The sequence below is a fragment of the Thioalkalivibrio thiocyanoxidans ARh2 genome, assembly GCF_000385215.1.
In the GTDB taxonomy this organism is placed as follows: domain Bacteria; phylum Pseudomonadota; class Gammaproteobacteria; order Ectothiorhodospirales; family Ectothiorhodospiraceae; genus Thioalkalivibrio; species Thioalkalivibrio thiocyanoxidans.
Window position 1 is genome coordinate 22,943 of the sequence record NZ_ARQK01000044.1, and the last position, 17,262, is coordinate 40,204.

The 17,262-nt window shown below is 65.1% G+C and carries 18 protein-coding genes; 7 read left to right on the plus strand and 11 right to left on the minus strand.

What is annotated here, in order from left to right:
• Window positions 1-28: 28 nt before the first annotated feature.
• A complete protein-coding gene (locus G372_RS0104980; RefSeq protein ID WP_019624511.1) occupies window positions 29-1,360 on the plus strand; it encodes an ethylbenzene dehydrogenase-related protein in 1,332 nt (443 codons plus the stop codon).
• Between the two features lie 289 nt (window positions 1,361-1,649).
• Here G372_RS0104980 and G372_RS0104985 read toward each other — a convergent pair whose 3' ends face one another.
• Window positions 1,650-1,952: a DUF3817 domain-containing protein gene (locus G372_RS0104985; RefSeq protein WP_018865238.1), complete on the minus strand. Its 303-nt coding sequence runs from the start codon at window positions 1,950-1,952 to the stop codon at window positions 1,650-1,652.
• A gap of 110 nt (window positions 1,953-2,062) precedes the next feature.
• On the opposite strand from G372_RS0104985, the gene G372_RS0104990 reads away from it, so the two are divergent.
• The gene (locus G372_RS0104990; protein ID WP_019624510.1) at window positions 2,063-2,680 is read left to right on the plus strand and encodes a class I SAM-dependent methyltransferase; all 618 of its coding nucleotides are present in this window, start codon (window positions 2,063-2,065) and stop codon (window positions 2,678-2,680) included.
• A gap of 20 nt (window positions 2,681-2,700) precedes the next feature.
• Here G372_RS0104990 and G372_RS0104995 read toward each other — a convergent pair whose 3' ends face one another.
• Window positions 2,701-2,970 carry a hypothetical protein gene (locus tag G372_RS0104995; protein ID WP_019624509.1) on the minus strand — a complete coding sequence of 90 codons (270 nt, stop codon included), beginning with the start codon at window positions 2,968-2,970 and terminating at the stop codon, window positions 2,701-2,703.
• 160 nt (window positions 2,971-3,130) lie between these two features.
• A complete protein-coding gene (locus G372_RS0105000) occupies window positions 3,131-3,544 on the minus strand; it encodes a GreA/GreB family elongation factor (protein ID WP_018865241.1) in 414 nt (137 codons plus the stop codon).
• Between the two features lie 239 nt (window positions 3,545-3,783).
• On the opposite strand from G372_RS0105000, the gene G372_RS0105005 reads away from it, so the two are divergent.
• Complete coding sequence (locus G372_RS0105005) at window positions 3,784-4,191, plus strand: rhodanese-like domain-containing protein (RefSeq protein ID WP_018865242.1); 408 nt, start codon at window positions 3,784-3,786, stop codon at window positions 4,189-4,191.
• Window positions 4,192-4,301: 110 nt separating this feature from the next.
• A complete protein-coding gene (locus G372_RS0105010) occupies window positions 4,302-6,419 on the plus strand; it encodes a S9 family peptidase (protein ID WP_019624508.1) in 2,118 nt (705 codons plus the stop codon).
• Between the two features lie 58 nt (window positions 6,420-6,477).
• Here G372_RS0105010 and G372_RS0105015 read toward each other — a convergent pair whose 3' ends face one another.
• The 4 genes from G372_RS0105015 to G372_RS0105030 form a co-directional block, all read right to left on the minus strand.
• Complete coding sequence (locus G372_RS0105015) at window positions 6,478-8,280, minus strand: SLC13 family permease (RefSeq protein ID WP_019624507.1); 1,803 nt, start codon at window positions 8,278-8,280, stop codon at window positions 6,478-6,480.
• 256 nt (window positions 8,281-8,536) lie between these two features.
• On the minus strand, window positions 8,537-8,971 hold the full coding sequence (locus G372_RS0105020) for a DsrE family protein (protein ID WP_019624506.1): 435 nt from the start codon (window positions 8,969-8,971) through the stop codon (window positions 8,537-8,539).
• Between the two features lie 363 nt (window positions 8,972-9,334).
• Window positions 9,335-10,792, minus strand: coding sequence for a pyruvate kinase (gene pyk, locus G372_RS0105025; protein ID WP_019624505.1), 1,458 nt, complete (start codon window positions 10,790-10,792; stop codon window positions 9,335-9,337).
• Between the two features lie 157 nt (window positions 10,793-10,949).
• Window positions 10,950-11,420, minus strand: coding sequence for a hypothetical protein (locus tag G372_RS0105030; RefSeq protein WP_019624504.1), 471 nt, complete (start codon window positions 11,418-11,420; stop codon window positions 10,950-10,952).
• Window positions 11,421-11,600: 180 nt separating this feature from the next.
• Here G372_RS0105030 and G372_RS0105035 point away from each other — a divergent pair, with 180 nt between their 5' ends.
• The gene (locus tag G372_RS0105035) at window positions 11,601-12,068 is read left to right on the plus strand and encodes a hypothetical protein (protein ID WP_019624503.1); all 468 of its coding nucleotides are present in this window, start codon (window positions 11,601-11,603) and stop codon (window positions 12,066-12,068) included.
• Between the two features lie 111 nt (window positions 12,069-12,179).
• On the opposite strand, the gene G372_RS0105040 is transcribed toward G372_RS0105035, so the two are convergent.
• The 3 genes from G372_RS0105040 to G372_RS0105050 form a co-directional block, all read right to left on the minus strand.
• A complete protein-coding gene (locus tag G372_RS0105040) occupies window positions 12,180-13,085 on the minus strand; it encodes an exonuclease domain-containing protein (RefSeq protein ID WP_018865249.1) in 906 nt (301 codons plus the stop codon).
• Between the two features lie 19 nt (window positions 13,086-13,104).
• Window positions 13,105-13,470 (minus strand): hypothetical protein, encoded by a 366-nt coding sequence (locus tag G372_RS0105045; protein WP_019624502.1) that lies wholly within the window; start codon window positions 13,468-13,470, stop codon window positions 13,105-13,107.
• A 102-nt stretch (window positions 13,471-13,572) separates the two neighbouring features.
• Window positions 13,573-13,755 (minus strand): hypothetical protein, encoded by a 183-nt coding sequence (locus G372_RS0105050; RefSeq protein WP_019624501.1) that lies wholly within the window; start codon window positions 13,753-13,755, stop codon window positions 13,573-13,575.
• Window positions 13,756-14,345: 590 nt separating this feature from the next.
• Between G372_RS0105050 and G372_RS0105055 the strand changes: the two genes are divergently transcribed.
• On the plus strand, window positions 14,346-14,855 hold the full coding sequence (locus G372_RS0105055; protein ID WP_019624500.1) for a DsbC family protein: 510 nt from the start codon (window positions 14,346-14,348) through the stop codon (window positions 14,853-14,855).
• A gap of 26 nt (window positions 14,856-14,881) precedes the next feature.
• Here G372_RS0105055 and G372_RS0105060 read toward each other — a convergent pair whose 3' ends face one another.
• Window positions 14,882-15,370, minus strand: a complete 489-nt coding sequence (locus G372_RS0105060) for a GFA family protein (RefSeq protein ID WP_019624499.1) — start codon at window positions 15,368-15,370, stop codon at window positions 14,882-14,884.
• 424 nt (window positions 15,371-15,794) lie between these two features.
• Between G372_RS0105060 and mltF the strand changes: the two genes are divergently transcribed.
• Complete coding sequence (mltF, locus tag G372_RS0105065; RefSeq protein WP_019624498.1) at window positions 15,795-17,255, plus strand: membrane-bound lytic murein transglycosylase MltF; 1,461 nt, start codon at window positions 15,795-15,797, stop codon at window positions 17,253-17,255.
• Window positions 17,256-17,262 lie beyond the last annotated feature (7 nt).

The following is a 17,262-nucleotide window of genomic DNA, read 5'->3' on the forward strand; positions in this document are numbered from 1 at the left end:
ATTCGAAACCGCGTATAGGGAGAAGCGCATGAAGAAAACACTGATGGCCCTTGCGGTCGCAGCCGCCTTCCCGGCTCTGGCGCTGGCCGAACCGCGTCTCGTGGACACGGATCGTAATGTCTTTATTCCCGCCGAAGAGGATGCCCGCGCCGTCCTGCGGGTTGCCGCGGTCTATAACGACGAAGACTTCCGCATCCACTACGAGTACGAGACCGATACCCCCAGCTGGTATCACCAGGTCTGGCGCTACGAGGATGGCGAGTGGGTGCGCTACGGCTCCGGCGGCCCGGGGCCGGACGAGCACGGCCTGTACGAGGACCGGATCTCCATGATGCTGGACGACGGCAAGGTGGAAGGCTTCGACCGCATGGGCGGGTGGATGACCGCGCACGACGGTATGCGCAGCTTGACCTCCGAGGTGGACGCGGATGCCGTTCGCGAGCATCCCAAGCTGGGCGGCGAACTCGGGCGCAGCGACGTACGCAAGTACCTCCCGCAGACCCGCGTCACGGACGACCCGGAAGAGACCTCTTGGGATCAGATTCTTGATGATGACGCCGTGGATCAGCTGCAGTCCGATGGCGTTTTCCTCGACCTGTGGCAGTGGCGCTCGCACCGCAGCCATCCGATGGGTTATGCGGACAACAATTACGTGCTGCATTACCGCCTGTCGTCCGAGGGCACCAGCATGTTCACGACCAACTGGGACGATGACGCGGATCAACCCGCCTGGATGTTCGATCCGGAGAAGGTCGGTGCCCCCGCCCTGGAGTGGGGGGCCCTGATCGCCCGCGAGTACGGGCAGGACGACGCCTATTACATCCACGAGGGCAACGCGGTCGCCTTTGATCCGGACCACGACTGGCAGGAAGGCGACGTGATCCCGCAGCGGTTCCTGCAAGAGCCGAGCGGCGCCCGCGGCGCGATCCGTGCCGAGGGTGGCTACGAAGACGGCGCCTGGCGGATTGCGCTGACCCGTTCGCTCGAGGCCCCCAACGCCCGGGACAGCAAGACCCTGGAACACGGAGAGTCCTACAACGTCGCCTTCGCGGTTCACAGTGCCGCGGGCGCGCGCTGGCACCTGGTCTCGCTGCCGATGACCCTGGGGCTGGAAGACGAGGAGGCCGACATCGTGGCCCGGCGCGTCGATGGGGATCTGGACGACGCCGATCTGGAATGGACCGAGGTCGAGGTGTTCTACCCCGGTCAGATCACCTATCAGTTCCTGCACAGCGACGACCACCCTGGCCGCGAGCTGGTGCTTGAGGGCGAGCAGGGTGTGCGTGACCAGCACGATCTCGACACCCTGCCGGGCTTCATTGTCGACATGGAGCAGCAGCTTCTGCGCGACGCGGACTGAGTCGGCGCTGACCGGCACCCGGCGCGCTCAGAACAGGGGCGCGCCCGACGCCCTTGCGCCACCAGGCGTGGAGGGTAAGGCACAAAGTCTGACGTCGCGTTTCCTGTCCTCCGTCGTCCCGGACACCGCGCAGCGGTGATCCAGGATCTCTGCAGCAGGGATGGAGCATGGTCGCCGGATAATGCCGGTGCGGGAGATCCCCGCTCTGCGCTTTGCTGCGGCCGGGGTGACGGCGCGGGTTGGACGGTGCCCGGTCGGTTGATCGGGCTTGGGTGGCTGCGGGTGCGTGTCAGGCCGTTTCTGGGTTGCTGGTGGGGGCGGTTTCGCGGCGGATCAGGTGGTCCACGTAGAGGAAGCCGAACGGGACCACTCCGAGGAACAGGACCAGCAACCATTTCCAGACCGGCCAGCCGCTCAGATGGCTGGCGATCAGCGAGCTCGCGCCATAGATGATGAACAGGATGCCGTGCACCCAGCCGGCATAGGTGACGGCCAGGGGCATGTCCGCATACGTGCGCAGCGGCATCGCGATAAACAGCAGGGTGATGAGCGACAGACCCTCGAGCACGCTGATGAGGCGGAAGAATTTCATGAAATGCGGACCGGTGGCGCGGGAAACGTGGCGCAGGGTAGCACAGACGACCCGCGGCGCTTGCCAGCGGGCTGGCGCAAGCGGTACCCGCCCAGGCAAAAGGGACGCGTATGAGCAACAAGCTGCACTGGGAACAGGTCTACCAGACTCGTGATACCGAGGCTGTGGGCTGGTACGAATCGGAGGCCCGCACATCCCGGGCGTTGATTCGGGATGTGGCACCGAATGCCAATGCCGAGATTGCCGATATTGGGGGTGGTGCCTCGGTCCTGGTGGATGAGCTCCTGGCGGAGGGCTATCGCCACCTGACGGTCTTCGATCTGTCCGGGGTGGCTCTCGAGAAGGCGCGCGAGCGGATCGGAGAGCGCGCCGAGGCCGTTACCTGGCAGGAGGCGGATGTGCTGGACTATGCGTTCCCGAAGGACGCGCTGGATGTCTGGCACGATCGCGCAGTGTTTCACTTCCTGACGGGCGCGGATCAGCGAGCGGCCTACGTGCGGCAGATGCAGCATGCCCTGCGCCCGGGCGGGCATGTGGTGATCGGTACCTTTGCACTGGATGGTCCGAAACAGTGTACCGGCCTGCCGGTCCAGCGACACTCGCCGGAGACCCTGCAGGAAGCGTTCGGCCCGGCGTTTGCGCTAGTGATGTCCCGGCGGGAGGTTCATGTGACCCCGGGCGGGACCGAGCAGCCGTATAACTGGTGCGTGTTCCGCCGGGAGCTCTGACCCGGGCCGCGACGAGCCGGTCAGCCGCCTTTGGCCTTGGTGGCATGCGCCTTGGCTCGCGCACGAATTTCCTCGAAGAACAGTGCCTCCCAGCGCGTATTGCGCTCGTCCGGGGACAGGGTCCCATCGGCCTGTTCGTTCTTCAGGCGGGTATCGGCCGCCGACTCGGCCTCGTCCAGGATCTTGTTGAACACCTCCTGGGCCGCGGCGGCCTTGGGGTCGATCCCGTTGCGCTCGAGCACCTCGGCCAGCAGCGAACCGCCTTTTTTCCACTTCGACCAGAGCCTCACGCATCCTCCTCGGGCAGGGCGCAAGAAATTTGTGGCAGCCCCGCTACTGCATGATTGTGCCCACAGCCTTGCGCGAAGTTGAAGAGGCAGGACACGGGTATGGTATTCCGGCCTGATGAAAAGCCTGCCGGGGCGCAAACCTCCGGCAGGCATGTATGGATCATTGGTCTGGATCCTGCCCCGGTGCCAGTATCTCGATCACCAGGAATCGCAGTCGGCTGCGGAGCAGCGTGATTTCGGCCAGCGCGTTCTTGCGCATCCCCAGCAGACGCGCGCCCAGAGGGGACAGGATTGATATCTTGCCGCGCTCCGGCTGGGCATGCTCCGGCTCGCAAAGCTCGACCCGATAGGTTTCCTCGGTTTGCAGGTCCAGCAGGCGGACGCAGCAGCCTGTCTGGATGACTTTTCCGCATCGGGGGGCGGTGTCTGTATGGGGTGTCTCGCTCTCGATCTTTTCGAGTAGCGAGGCCAGGTCGACTGGTGTGCCAATCGCGCCCCAGTAGTCCTGGCGGACCCAGCGATTGACCTGGGAATCGTAGGCTTGACGAAGGTAAGACGAATTCTTGCGCGCCACGGTCGCATCTCCTGTTCAGGTGTTAGAAGAAGGCATGGGCCGGGCGCGGAACATTCGGCGCCCGGCCTAAGTGAGGGTTCCCGTCATCGTGTACTCCATCGTTTGTTAAGTGTCTGTTAGAATTAAAGAAATAAGGATGCTACCCAGGCGCCCCAAAAAAGGCAAATCCATGTGAATCGTGGCATTTTTAGTGTGCCTAATCCCGATCTTTCCGACCCCGTAACTGCAAAGGAGCCTTCATGGCCAACGAGACGAACGACCCGCAACTGGAAATCAGCGCCAGCTCGGCGCGCGAACTGGTCGACATCGGCCTGGCCGTGTTGCTGGATATCCGCCAGCCCTTCGAGCTGGAGCTGGAGGGCGAGGTGGAAGGCGCGGTGTCGGTGCCGCTGTTCCGGCTGAAGCAGCTGCTGGGGCGGGAGATCTCGGAGGAGGAGCAGGAACTGCTGGACGCCGACGAGCCGGATGATCGCGACTTTCAGCACTTCCTCTCGCTGATCAATCGCTACCACGTGACGCAGGATCAGATCCTGCTGTGCCTGTGCAACAGCGGTCGCCGCAGCCTGCGCGCCGCCGAGCTGCTGCGGGAGCTGGGGTATGCGCGCTGCCTGTCCGTTCGGGAGGGCTTTCGCGGCTGGAAGGAATAGGCGCCTGTCGGGTGTGGGCGATTCGTTGACTGGCAGCCGTTTCCCGGCCTCGTCGGGAACCCGTGGGCGCTTGTGGCTGTCGCTGGTGCAGCATGTAACGGGAGACAGGTATGCAGTCCACGAGTGAGCGTTCGGCGAGTCACTGGATCACGAAGCTGCGCAGGCCGCCTGCGGCCATCGCGCTGAGCGTGTCGCTGGCGTTGTTCGCCGTACCGGCCGTTGGCGCTGCCGAGACCGAGGTCGAGGCTGAATTCGTGGAAGGTAATGAAGGCCCCTGGGCCGAGGGCGAGGCGCCCCCGCTGCCTGAACTGGAGCAGTTCTTCCGCGATCCGCAGCATGCCGCCGGGCGCATCTCGCCGGATGGCGACTACGTGGCACTGGTGAGCGCCCACGAGGGCGCGATGAACCTGCACCTGATGGAGCGGGGCGAGCCCCTGGAGTCGGCACGCCCGCTGACCGCGGAGCCGCGTTCCATCATGGGCTTTTTCTGGTCTCGTGACGGGCGCCACCTGATCTTCGTCCGCGATCGCGACGGCGACGAGAATCTGGAGCTGCGCGTAATCGCGCTGGAGGATGCGGTCGGGGAGGAGGGCATCCCCGAGTCGCGCCGGCTCGCCGGGGGCGATGGCGTGCAGGCGCGGGTGCAGCATGTCCCGCGCTCGACCCCGGAGTACATCTTCGTCGGGCTGAACGAACGCGACCCGCGGCTGCACGACGTCTATCGGGTATCGCTGGAGACCGGCGAGAAGACCCGCGTGGCGAAGAACACCGCCGAGATTGAGGGATGGGGCTTCCACGAAGGCGAGCTGCGCAAGGCGGTGCGCACCACGGACGACGCGGGCACCGAGATCCTGCGCGTGAAGTCGCAGGACGAATTCGAGTCCATCTACACCTGTGCATTCGGCGAGACCTGCTCGATCGCCAACTTCCACCCCGACGGCGAGCGGCTCTACCTGCGCACCAACGCGGGGGACGACCGCGACCTGATCGAGCTGGTCCTGTTCGACCCGGCCACCGGCGATGAAGAGCTGGTGCATCGCGATCCGGAAGGCGAAGTCGACCTCGGCGGCGCGAAGTTCTCGGATCAGGACCATCGCCTGCTGGCCACGGTCTACACCGGGGATCGCCAGCGCATCTACGCCCATGACGAGGACTTCGAGTCACATCTGGACTGGCTGCGCGACGAGCTGGGCGAGGGCGAGCTGGAGATTACCTCGCGCACCCGCGACGAGTCCCTGTGGACGGTCGGGGTCATCCGGGACACCGACCCGGGCAGCGTGTATCTCGCGAACGTCGAGGCGCGCGAGATCGAACGGCTGTACGAGGGGCGCCCGGACCTGCCGCGCGAGCACCTCGCGCCGATGGAGCCGATCCGCTACACCGCGCGCGACGGCCAGGAGATCCCCGGCTACCTCACCCTGCCGCACGGCGCCGAGCCGGAGGGCCTGCCGCTGGTGGTGATGCCGCACGGCGGCCCGTGGATTCGCGATACCTGGGGCTACAGCGGCACGGTGCAGTTCCTCGCCAACCGCGGCTATGCGGTGTTTCAGCCCAACTTCCGTGGTTCCTCCGGCTTCGGCAAGGAGTTCCTCAACGCCGGCAACCAGGAGTGGGGCACGGGCGTGATGCAGCACGACGTCACCGACGGCGTGAAATACCTGATCGACCAGGGCATCGCCGATCCCGACCGGGTCGCGATCTTCGGCGCCTCCTACGGGGGCTACTCGGCCCTGGCCGGCCTCACCTGGACACCGGAGCTGTACGCCGCCGGCATCTCCATGGTGGGGCCGTCCAACCTGATTACGCTGATGGAATCCATCCCGCCGTACTGGGAGGCCGGCATCCGCCGCATGCACGGCCGCGTCGGTGACCCGGAAGACCCGGACGACCGCGAGCGCCTCAAGGCGCAGTCGCCGCTGTTCCACGTCGGGAACATCCAGGCCCCGCTGATGGTCGGGCAGGGCGCGAATGACCCGCGCGTGAAGCAGCAGGAGTCCGATCAGATCGTCGCCGCGCTGCGCGAGGCCGGGCACCCGGTCGAGTACCTGCTGGCCCCGGACGAGGGCCACGGCCTGGTCGACCAGACCAACCGCCTGGCCTTCTTCGCCGGAATGGAAACCTTCCTGGCCGAACACCTGGGCGGCCGCCACCAGGCCGACTACCGCGAGGCGGTGCAGGAGCGCCTGGAACTGCTGCGCCAGGACGTCGACGAGGTGGAGGCCCCGTAAGGGTCGAGCGAGGCTGCGGGCGCGCTCGTTTGTCTGCCGCCCGCAGTCGGTCGGCGGGCTAGGGCGGCCAGATCCACAGGATCAGCGGCACGGCGGTCACGATCACCAGCAGCGACAGCGGCAGCCCCATGCGCCAGTAGTCGCGGAACTCGTAGCCGCCCGGTGCCATCACCAGCGTGTTCGACTGGTGCCCGATGGGCGTCAGGAAGGCGCAGGAGGCGCCGATGGCCACCGCCATCAGGAACGGGTCCGGCGCGGCCTCCATCGACCGCGCCAGCGCCAGCCCGACCGGCGCGGCCAGCACCGCTGCTGCGGCGTTGTTGATCACGTTCGACAGCAGCATCACCACGCCCATCAGCAGCGCCAGCATCACGGCAGGGGAGGCGGCCTCGCCCAGCGCGAACAGGCCATCGGCGATCAACTGCGAGCCGCCGGTCGTCTCCAGCGCCTGGCCCACCGGCAGCAGCGCGGCCAGCAGCACGATCACTGGCCACTCGATCCCGCGATACACCTCGCTCGGTCCGATCAGCCCGACCAGCACCATCGCTACCGCGGCCCCGACCAGCGCCGGGGCCGCCGGCACCCAACCCAGCGCTACCGCGCCCAGCGCCAGGGCAAACAGGCTGCTGGCGAGGATCACCTTGCGCGGCCGCGTGATGCGCAGCCCGCGCGAGGCCAGGGGCAGGCAGCCGAGCTCGCTCAGTGCGCCCGGCAGTTCCTCCTCACCGCCCTGCACCAGCAGGATGTCCCCGGCCCGAAACCGCACCTTGTCCAGGCGCTCGCGCAGGCGCACACCCTGGCGCGCAACGGCCAGCACATTCACCGCGTAGCGCTGGCGCAGTTCCAGGGCGCTGGCCGTGGTGCCGACCAGGCGCGAGGCGGGTGTCACGATCGCCTCCTCCAGCGCCAGTTCGCCCAGGGCACTCTCGCGCTTCTCGCCGTTGTCTTCCTGTGCGGCCTGCTCCTGCTCTTCCGCCTCCTCGACCCGCGCCTCCAGCTCCATCTTCGTGACGTCCAGCAGCGTCTTCAGGCTGTCGGGGTCCGCCTCGACCAGCAGGATGTCGTCCGCGCGCAGCACCTCGTAGATGGCGGGCATCGGTTCGCGGCGTTCCCCGCGCACCAGGCCGACCACGACCACCTCGGCCTCGCCGCGCAGTTCGCGCATCAACTCGTAGACGGTGTGGCCGACATAGCGGTTGCCCTCCGGCACCCGTACCTCGGTCAGGTAGGCGCTGATCTCGAACAGCTCGCCGCTGGCAGCCGGGCGCTCGCGCTTTGGCGTCAGCCGCCAGCCGATCAGCGCGATGAAGATCACGCCGACCACCGTCACCCCCAGCCCCACCGGCAGGAAGTCGAACATCGCAAACGCGGTGCCCGTCGCCTCGGCGCGGTACTCGGCAATGATGATGTTCGGCGGCGTGCCGATCATGGTCAGCATCCCGCCCAGGAGCGAGCCGAACGCCAGCGGCATCAGCAGGAACGAGGGCGAGCGCCCGCTCTGCCGCGCCATCCAGATGGCCACGGGCATCAGCAGCGCCAGCGCGCCGACGTTGTTCATGAACCCCGAGGCCAGCGCCACGACCCCCGTCAGTGCCGCAACCTGCACCCAGGGCTGGTCGCCCACACGGGTGAGCTGGCGCGCCACCGTGTCCACGACCCCGGCGTTCAGCAACCCCCGGCTCAGCACCAGCACCGCGGCGACCGTGATCACCGCCGGGTGACCGAACCCGGAGAACATCTCGCGAAACGGGACCAGCCCGAGAAAGGCCGCCGCCAGCAGCGCCCCGATCGCCACGATGTCGTAGCGCCAGCGGTTCCATACGAACAACACAAGGGTCACCGCCAGTAACCCGAAGATCATCCACTGCTCGGCTGTCACTCACGGCTCCCTCGGTCGTCCCTTTCGTCCAATGTAGGGCCTTCGCGGCGCGACTGCATCGCCCCGTTGTGCGGATACGTGGCGGCATTGCCGTCGTGGGGAAAGACGTGGGAGGGGGCGTGTGATGTCCGCAGGCATGCGGCAGGGCGCCGGTGCGGGGAGGTCGGACCCAAAAACAACGAGGCCCAAAACAACAGGGCCCTCCGAAGAGGGCCCTGACGTGATCCTGCGCGGGGGATCAGTTGGAGAAGAAGCGCACGCTCGGGTCGGCCATGTAGGCGCCGACTTCTTCCGGATCGGCGGGGGTGATGCCGTCCAGCAGGTCTGCCTCGGTGTAGTCGGTGTTGGGCAGGAAGATCGCGCAGGTTTCCACCTTGGCGCCGTTGTTGATCAGGTTCATCAGCAGCTGCTGGGCGTTACGTCCGGCGGGCTCCAGGGTCGGACCATCGAAGTCGTCGGTGGCCATGGTGGCGGCCGGACCACACAGCAGCACGCGGATCTCCTGACCCTGACGCATGGTCTGGTTTGCCAGCACCATGGACATGAACTGGGTGTGCTCGTCGGCCGAGGTCAGGCTCACGAACAGCTTGTTGGGTTCGGCAGCCTGGGCCGCGCCACTGGCGCCGGCAATGGCGAGAACGGCGGAAGCAGCGAGGGTCTTGAGGGTTCGCATAGGATCTCCTTTGGACTGGGTATAAGCGAATCACAAGATCAGCACACACTAATGTGTTGGGCAAGGGCTACTCGCAAGGCCGGGGATATATAAAGCACGCACATTCGAAAGTGGGTGTCCCTCCACAGCTCCTCCACAGCTCGTTCTCCGCGCGCAAGAAGGCAGGTGCCCCTGCAAGATTTCGCCACGGCGGGACGAGTAATCACCGTCATCGCGAGGCGCGCAGCGCCGTGGCGATCTCTGTGGATGTCCCCGGCAATGATCGAGGCGGACGTCTGGGATTGCATTCGGAGAAGGCCGCGGCCCCTGCGGGACCTCGCCATGACGCGGCAGGGAAGAAGGGTGTGTTCTTGTTGTCCTTGTTCAGGTATGTCCTGGTGCGTCTCCCCGGCGGGGGCTGTCGAGTTCGAGCAGTTCCAGGCGGTGGTTGCCGGCCGGGTTGGGGGCCGAGGGGCCCTGAACGAGAAGGACGAGGCCGTCATTGATGTCGTTCTCGGCGAGCCACTCCCGGGCGAAGTCGTTCCAGTCGCTGCGGTCTTCGGTGACCTCCACTGGCTGTACGCCGTAGGAGAACTGCAGGCCCTGGGCGGTTGCGGGGTTCGGGGTGAAAGCGACCGTCCAGCAGGGCAGGCGCAGGCAGGCGATGCGCCGGGCGGTGGCACCGCTGAGCGTGGGCGCGAGGGTCACGTGGGGCAGGCGCCTTTGCGCGGTGTGGAATACGCTGCGCACGATCAGGTCGACGGCGCGGTCGCGCCCGGCCTCGTCATGGTCGTTCGGACCATCAGGAATCATGCCCGTGTCGCGTTCCGGTTCGATGGAGCGGGCAATGGCCGCGAGCATCGCCACGGCCTCCACCGGATAGCGCCCCATTGCGGATTCACCGGAGAGCATCACGCAGTCGGTGCCGCCGAGGATGGCATTCGCCACGTCGGTCGCCTCGGCGCGGGTCGGGCGGCGCGAGGTGACCATGGACTCCAGCATCTGGGTCGCGGTGATCACCGGGCGGTGGTACTGGTTGGCGCGGCGGGTGATGCGGCGCTGGGCGAGGGCGATGCTCGCGATCGGGATCTCCACCCCCAGATCCCCGCGCGCCACCATGATGCCGTCCGCCGCCTCCAGGATGCTGTCGAGCTGCTCCAGCGCCGCGGCCCGCTCGATCTTGGCGACGATGAAGGGGGCATAGCCCAGCGCCTCCGCCGCCTTGCGCACGGCCAGGATGTCGTCGCCATCGACGACGAAGCTCTGGCTGACGGCATCCACGCCGTGTTCCGCCGCGAAGCGCAGCCACTCGTGGTCGTCCAGGGTAAAGGCGCGGATACCCAGATCGATGCCCGGCAGGTTCAGCCCCTTGCGCGAGCGCAGCTCACCGCCGGTATGCACGCGGCAGGCCACATCGCGGCCCTCGATCGACACCACCTCCAGCTCGATGTAGCCATCGTTCAGGAACAGCGCATCGCCCGGCTGCACCGCCTCCGGCAGCCCGGAGAACGACACGCTAACGCGCGAGGCGTCACCGGTGCAGTCCTCCGTGGTCAGTGTGATGGCCTGGCCGGGCTCCAGTTCGATCCGCTCCTCACCCAGCTCGCCGATGCGCATCTTCGGTCCCGGCAGGTCTCCCAGGATCGCAATGCGGCTGCCGGTCTCGCGGGCGGCTTCGCGGATATGGCCGATCACCTCGGCGTGGTAGTCGGCATCGCCGTGCGAGAAGTTCAGCCGTGCCACGTTGAGGCCGGCCCGCACCATCTGTCGCAGCGTCTCCGGGGAATCGGACGCCGGCCCGATCGTGGCCACGATCTTCGTCTTGTGCGCGGGAAACGGCATGGGCGGGCCCTTATGCGTTCACTCCCTCCGAGGGTAAACCGTCCGTGTCAGCCTGTCGCCGCGGGCCCGGCGGCCTGCTATCGAGATGTATGCCCGCAGCCGGAAAAGAAAGGTGTCCTCTTCCTCCGTTACTGCGCCGCCCGTTGGGTCGCGGTGATCAGGGACGTTGCCAGTCCAGGGTGGCCCGTACCTCGCGATCGTCTTCCGGCAGGCGGATCTTGAGGTCAATGTCGTATGGGGCGCTTCCGGTCAGGTCGAAGTAATTGCCGTATGTCTCGGCATCGGCAATCACCATAAGCTCGAGATCCTTGCGAACCTCGGCCATCTCCTCGCTGCTGATCGTGGCTTCCACGTCCGCGTCGGTGATGCGGTCGCCCGTCTTTTCGTCAAACAGGGCAATCATCACGTGGTAGCCGTCATCGGGAACGCCGTCGTGCATCTCGGCCTCCGGGTGATCGGGCGGATGGTGATCACGCACGACCGCGGCCGGCACCACACCCAGGTAGATGGTTAGCCCGTCGACGGTTTCTGCGGCGCGCGCGTCGCTGGCCAGCGCTCCCATGCCGAGCACCATGAGGCCTGCCACCAAGCTGACCATCCAGGCGGAAAGAGAAGAAGTCTTGCGCATCGCGTGCTCTCCTGTAGCCGAAACGGTTCGCTTACCTGGAGTCTAGTTCAGATAGAGCGATGGACCAGCCTCGATTGCCGTGCCGCCTGGGCGATCGTCCTCCCATTTCAGGCAGGGCGGCATCATCGTGTACCGTTTCGGTGTCCGAACAGCCCGAGCCAACACCAACGGGAGGCTCCCATGTCACGGCAGCGCATCCTGGCCCTACCCGAGTTCAACGTGGCCGTGTTCGCGTTCCTGCTGAACTACCCATGGGAGTTTCTGCAGGTGCCCTTCTTCGACGACATGCCTACCATGCCGCACTGGGAGGCCGTGGTGTTCTGCACCCGGGCAACGCTTGGCGATGTACTGATCGCGCTCGCGGCCTTCTGGGGCGTGGCGGCGCTCACCCGGAACCGGAGCTGGATTCTCCAGCCCACCCTGCGCACCGTGCTGCTGTTCGTGGCGATCGGGGTCGTGATCACCATCGGCCTGGAGTGGCACGCAACGGCAATCGACGACCGCTGGCAATACGCCGACACCATGCCCACCTTGCCGATCCTGGGCACGGGCCTGCTGCCGCTCATTCAGTGGATGATCCTGCCGCTCCTGCTGATCTGGTTCGTCCGCCGCCAGGTGAGGGGGCAGCTGGCGTTGAACGACGCGTAGCTACCGCGTCCAGAAGGTCGGTGTCGCCTTCTTCGTGGCTGGCAGTAGGTGTGCTTTTCTTCGTGATGTCGCCTTTTTGCACTGTCGCGCCCTAAAGGAGCCAAAACGACGCTACGGCGCGTCTTCGGCTGAAACGATTGAATCCATCTGAGCGCGGGCCGTACGTACGAGGATCCTGAAGTCGGACTCCCGAATGATCCTGATTCGCTGACCTTCAGCAACCAATTGCTCCGCTCTGCGATGCTTTGAACTCTTTTCGTGACCCGCGAGTTTGGTGACATCTTGGTCACCTACAATCAAGATCGTGGTTTTCTTCGTCACGCTGCTCGTGACCCGACAGCCAACACTAGCCGCAAGGTCTGCCGCTTGGCTGCGCGGGAGTTCGAGTGCCCCTGTGAAGACGACGACTTCACCATATAAATCGCCTTCAGGGTTGCCGTCTCTTTTTATGCGTGCGCCAGAGAGCGCGCTCGCGGGATCAATGGGTTGGTTGACCCTACGGAGCCAGTGATCTAAGTCTTGCCGTGATTCTTTCAGAGCGGCAAGCAAGACAAAGCCAGCTGCCTTTGCGTCTTCGAGCGCATCATGATGCCGAAATTCGTATCCGATCCTGTTACAAACGTTGGCAAGGCCGTAGCCTTTCCACGCCAGGTCTTTCCAGGTGCGGCGGACTACTCTGGCCGAGTCCAGCCAAGTGGTGCAAATGGGATTCAGGTTATACTTTGCGTAGGCCCGGTCGATAGCGATCCGATCAAAATGGGTGTGACAAACGCTGATTGTATTTTCGAGAGTAAAGCGTATTCGGTCGGCAATCTGGGGTAGTATTGGACGGCCTCTTACCAGATGCGGTTTGATGCCGTGTATGCTGACGTTGACCTCGTCGAAATGCTCTTCAGGGTCGACAAGCGTGCACCACTCTTCGGTGAGTTTTCCATCGACAAACTTCGCGACGCCGATTTGGCAAATCGATCCCATGTCAGCATTGGCAGTCTCGACGTCGATGGCAACAAACTGCATCGGCTCGTCTCCAATGGGTTTACGCTTCCGCGTACTTTTTATTGTCGGCGGTGAAGACAACGGCCATTCCGGTGGCGGTGCACGTCAGTGTAATATCCTCGGCAGTGTCGATGTTCAGGTCTTCGCCCCTCAGGCCCTGCCACATGGCGAGGTAGAAGAGTGTTCCGAACTTGTGTTTCTTCTTTATAGCTTTTTCGACACCGCCTTTCCAAGGGAGAACCACGAGCTTCCCATCCGCGGCTCGCGCGGCCAGCTCTGGATCTTCAAGCCGTTTCTCTCGACCCCGTTCCCAGCATGCGATGAGCCCATTATCTTCGGAATTCCAACGTTCATCCCAATTTGCGCCGTCGCGAATCGGCTCGCTAATCGATCGGTATATCTTCATGCGGTGCCCCTCGAGAGTCATGAGTAAGGGTCTAACAGCAAAAGGCAACGGTCGGACCCCGTGGCCGATACCCCCTTCTTGCGGCTCGTTGGCTGAAGACTCCTACAAGCCCTCCGGGTTACCGTCGCGGATCTCGCCCGTCCCTGCCATCTCGCCGTGGCGTAGCCAGGTAATGCTGTTGCCTTCGATCGAGAGGCGCCAGCAGTCCGAACTCCTATTGAACGTCATGCACAGCGCATCGTCCTCGACCTTCCAACTGGACTCGGTCTCGTCCGCGTTACGCATTCCCCCATCTTCAGCGAAGTAGTCCACCGTTCGCCCCGCGCCGTGGATCTTGGAATCAACGGTATTTCAGGAGACGGCGGCTTCTACCTCCGAACTCGTCGCAGGTTCGAGATCCGCAGCCGCGGTGTGACTGCGAGGGCAAGGAGTTCAGGATGATGACACGCATGGTGGCCTCCCTGATCAACACGTTCAGGGGCTCGCAAGCCCTCAGCCTCGTATAACATCGGGCACACGCCCGAAACAATCATGCTGCATGCCGAACACAGTGCCGACAAGCGTGAGTTCCCCTGCAATCGTGTTTTTCACCTTCCAGTATCCCCGTGGACGACCCGGGCGTTGGCTGAGAGGCGCGCCGGGGTTGCGTCCGGGCGGGGCCTCGCCCTAACGGGCCAGAAAATGATGCTATCGAGATCCGAGCCCTTTTCCCGCTGGTTTTCGCGTTTCGTTCAGGCGGAACCCGGATTTCTCGCAATGGTCCATCGGTATAAGTATCGGGGCAGGGTATCCGGCAGGCCGACAAACACCGGCTGTCAGCGCATCAAGCCGGAAGGACGGTGGACGTGATACGGAACAGGATCTGCGCATGCCCCATGGTTCTGGTGGCCGTGGCGTTTCTCGTGTTCGGCCTGAGCGGCAACGCGGCCGCCGGGGAACGGGACGCCGAGATCGCGCAACTGGTGGAGGGCCTGGACGAGGACGAGCTCATCGTCTTTGAGCCGGACGACGCCCAGTACACCGTGACGGTCTTTACCGACGTCAACTGCCCCTATTGCCGCGAGTTCCACCAGCAAATCGACGACTACCTCTTATGGGACATTCGCATTCGGTATGCGGCGTTCCCCGTCATCGGCAACGCCTTCGAGCAGATGGAGGCGGTGTGGTGCAGCGACGACCGGCAGAATGCCATCACTCGGGCCAAGCTGGGCGAGACCATAAAGGCGGAAGACTGCCCGAACCCCGTGGCCGATCATCTGGCCATCGCCCGGGAGCAGCGGTTCCGGGGCACTCCCACCATCATCACCCCCCAGGGCCGGATCAGGTACGGCCTTGTCTCCGCCGCCGAACTCGTGGATATGCTGGAAGCCGAGGCGGCCCGGTAAGCAGCGTTTCAAGAAGGTGGGTGTCCTCATCTTGACCCCTCGTCGCTCTCCTCCAGCCCCAGTCGTTGGTGCCATTCGGCGATGCTCTCTTCCGGGAAACCGGAGAAACATCGGCTGGTGTCGTCTGCCTCCACCTCCACCCAGTTGGCCTTGCTGTCGAGCAGGATATGGACGTGCTCGGGTGGGGTCGGCAGTTCGCTGTCGATGGCGGACGCAAAGGGGTGGACGAGGGCGGGCCAGCGGGGATCATAGACCCATAGGGCACTGGCGCAGTGGCGGCAGAAATGGCGCTCGCCGAGGCTCGGCTCGCCATCGATCACTGCATGGTAGATACCCGTGTGATCGGCGCCCTCGACCTCCAGCGTCTCGGCTCGACCGCTCAGGTTGATGGCATAGCCGCCGCCCCCGGCGGTCTTGCGGCAGATCGAGCAGTAGCAGCGCTGGTAGGGATATGGATGCGGCGATTCCACGCGAAAACGCACCGCGCCGCAGTGACAGGAACCTTCGAGCAGCATGGCCTCTCCTCCCGAATCGGGTGGCTACCCTAAGTCTAGTGCACTGGGGAAGGGCGGCAGGCCTTCGCTTTCGCCACTGGAGGGTACGAGGCAGAGGGCGCTGCGTCGCGTATGGCGAACATAGCAACAAGCAAGGTCTGACCGCGTACCCTCGCCTGGTCATGAAGGACGCTTGGCCCCCCCCACATCAAGCCAGTGGCCAAGAAGGTGGGTGTCCTCTTCTTCCCCGCATGGAATGTCTCTCCGCGGGCGGTTGATATCTGCCTGGTGGATCCTCCGACAGGGCGCGGTGGGGTTCCGCGTTACAACCCTGATCGAATCGGGGTTGGTTGTGGGTCGGACCACATCTACCGAAGGTCTAAGGCGGTTTTTGGGCCGTTCGGGCCAGCCGGCTGTCAGGAGACGCCGTTCGGGGAGGGATCTCATGTCCACTGATTCGTACATCCATTCACTGCATCCGCTTCCCTGGTGGCGTTCAGGTCTGGTGACCGCGTCGGCGGTCGTGCTCATGGCCTGCGGTCCCGGGGAGGGGCAGTCGGAAGTGCCGGGGGTGACGGGCTCTTCGCTGGAACATCCGGAGGGCACCGGCGAACTGGTGGTGGTAACCCGCAATGCCCCCACCGCCTGGTTCTACGATCGCCACACCGAGAGCGCAGGCCCGGAACATGACCTGGTGGAAGCCTTCGCAGCCGCGCGTGGCTGGGAGGTCGAATGGAAGGTGGTGGACTCGGTGGGCGAGGTGCTGAAGACCCTGGCCTCCGGCGAGGTCCATATGGCGGCGGCCGGTCTCACGCATCTGGAATCGCGTGATGCGGATTTCCTCCGCGGGCCGCAGCATACCGAGGTGACCGAGCAGGTCGTGTGTCACCGCGATCGCGGCTCGCTGCCGGAGTCGATCGCCGACCTGGACGGGCTGGAGCTGGCGGTCAGTGCCGGCAGCGCCTACGTCGAAACCCTGCAGGCGCTGGACGAGCCGGTGGCCCATCGCGCCGAGCCGGAGGGCACCGAGCGGCTGCTGGCGGCCGTGGAAGAGGGCAAACTCGACTGTACGGTGGCCGACTCGCATATCGTCGACCTCAACCAGCGGATCTTCCCGCACCTGGAAGTGGCCTTCGACGTGAGTGATGAACGCGCGATCGGCTGGTATCTGCACCCCGATTTCGAGGAACTTGCGGCGCAGGCGGGTGCGTGGATGGACACCGACGAGGGGACGCAGGTGCGTGCCCGGGTGGACGAGCAGTACTATGCCTACGTCCCGGAATTCGACTTCGTGGACCTGCGTGCACTGACCCGGCGCATCGACCAGCGGCTGCCGGATTTCCGCCCGGTGTTCGAGGAGGCCGCTGACGACTACGAACTGCCCGCCGACCTGCTGGCCGCGTTGGCCTACCAGGAGTCGCACTGGGATCCGCAGGCGCGCAGTCCCACCGGGGTGCGCGGGATGATGATGCTGACCCAGCGCACCGCGCAGGAGCTGGGGATCGAGGATCGCCTGGATCCGGAGCAGAGCATTCGCGGCGGCGCGCGGTACCTGCAACAGATGCACGAGCGCCTGGACGAGGACATCCCGGAACCGGACCGTACCTATCTCGCGCTGGCCAGCTACAACATCGGCCGCGGGCATCTGCTGGATGCGCGGCGCCTGGCGAGAGAACTGGATCGCGATCCAGACCGCTGGGCGGACATGCGCGAGGTGTTGCCCCTGCTGACCGAGGAACGCTATTACCGCGATCTGCAGTTCGGCTACGCGCGCGGTTACCAGCCGGTGTACTACGTGCAGCGCATCCGCAACTACCGAGCCGTGATCCGGCCCGCCTTCGTGGGGGACGAGGTCGCCGTGGACGGACCGGCGCCGTCTATCTTCTCGCGGCTGCTGTCGGACTAAGCAGGCC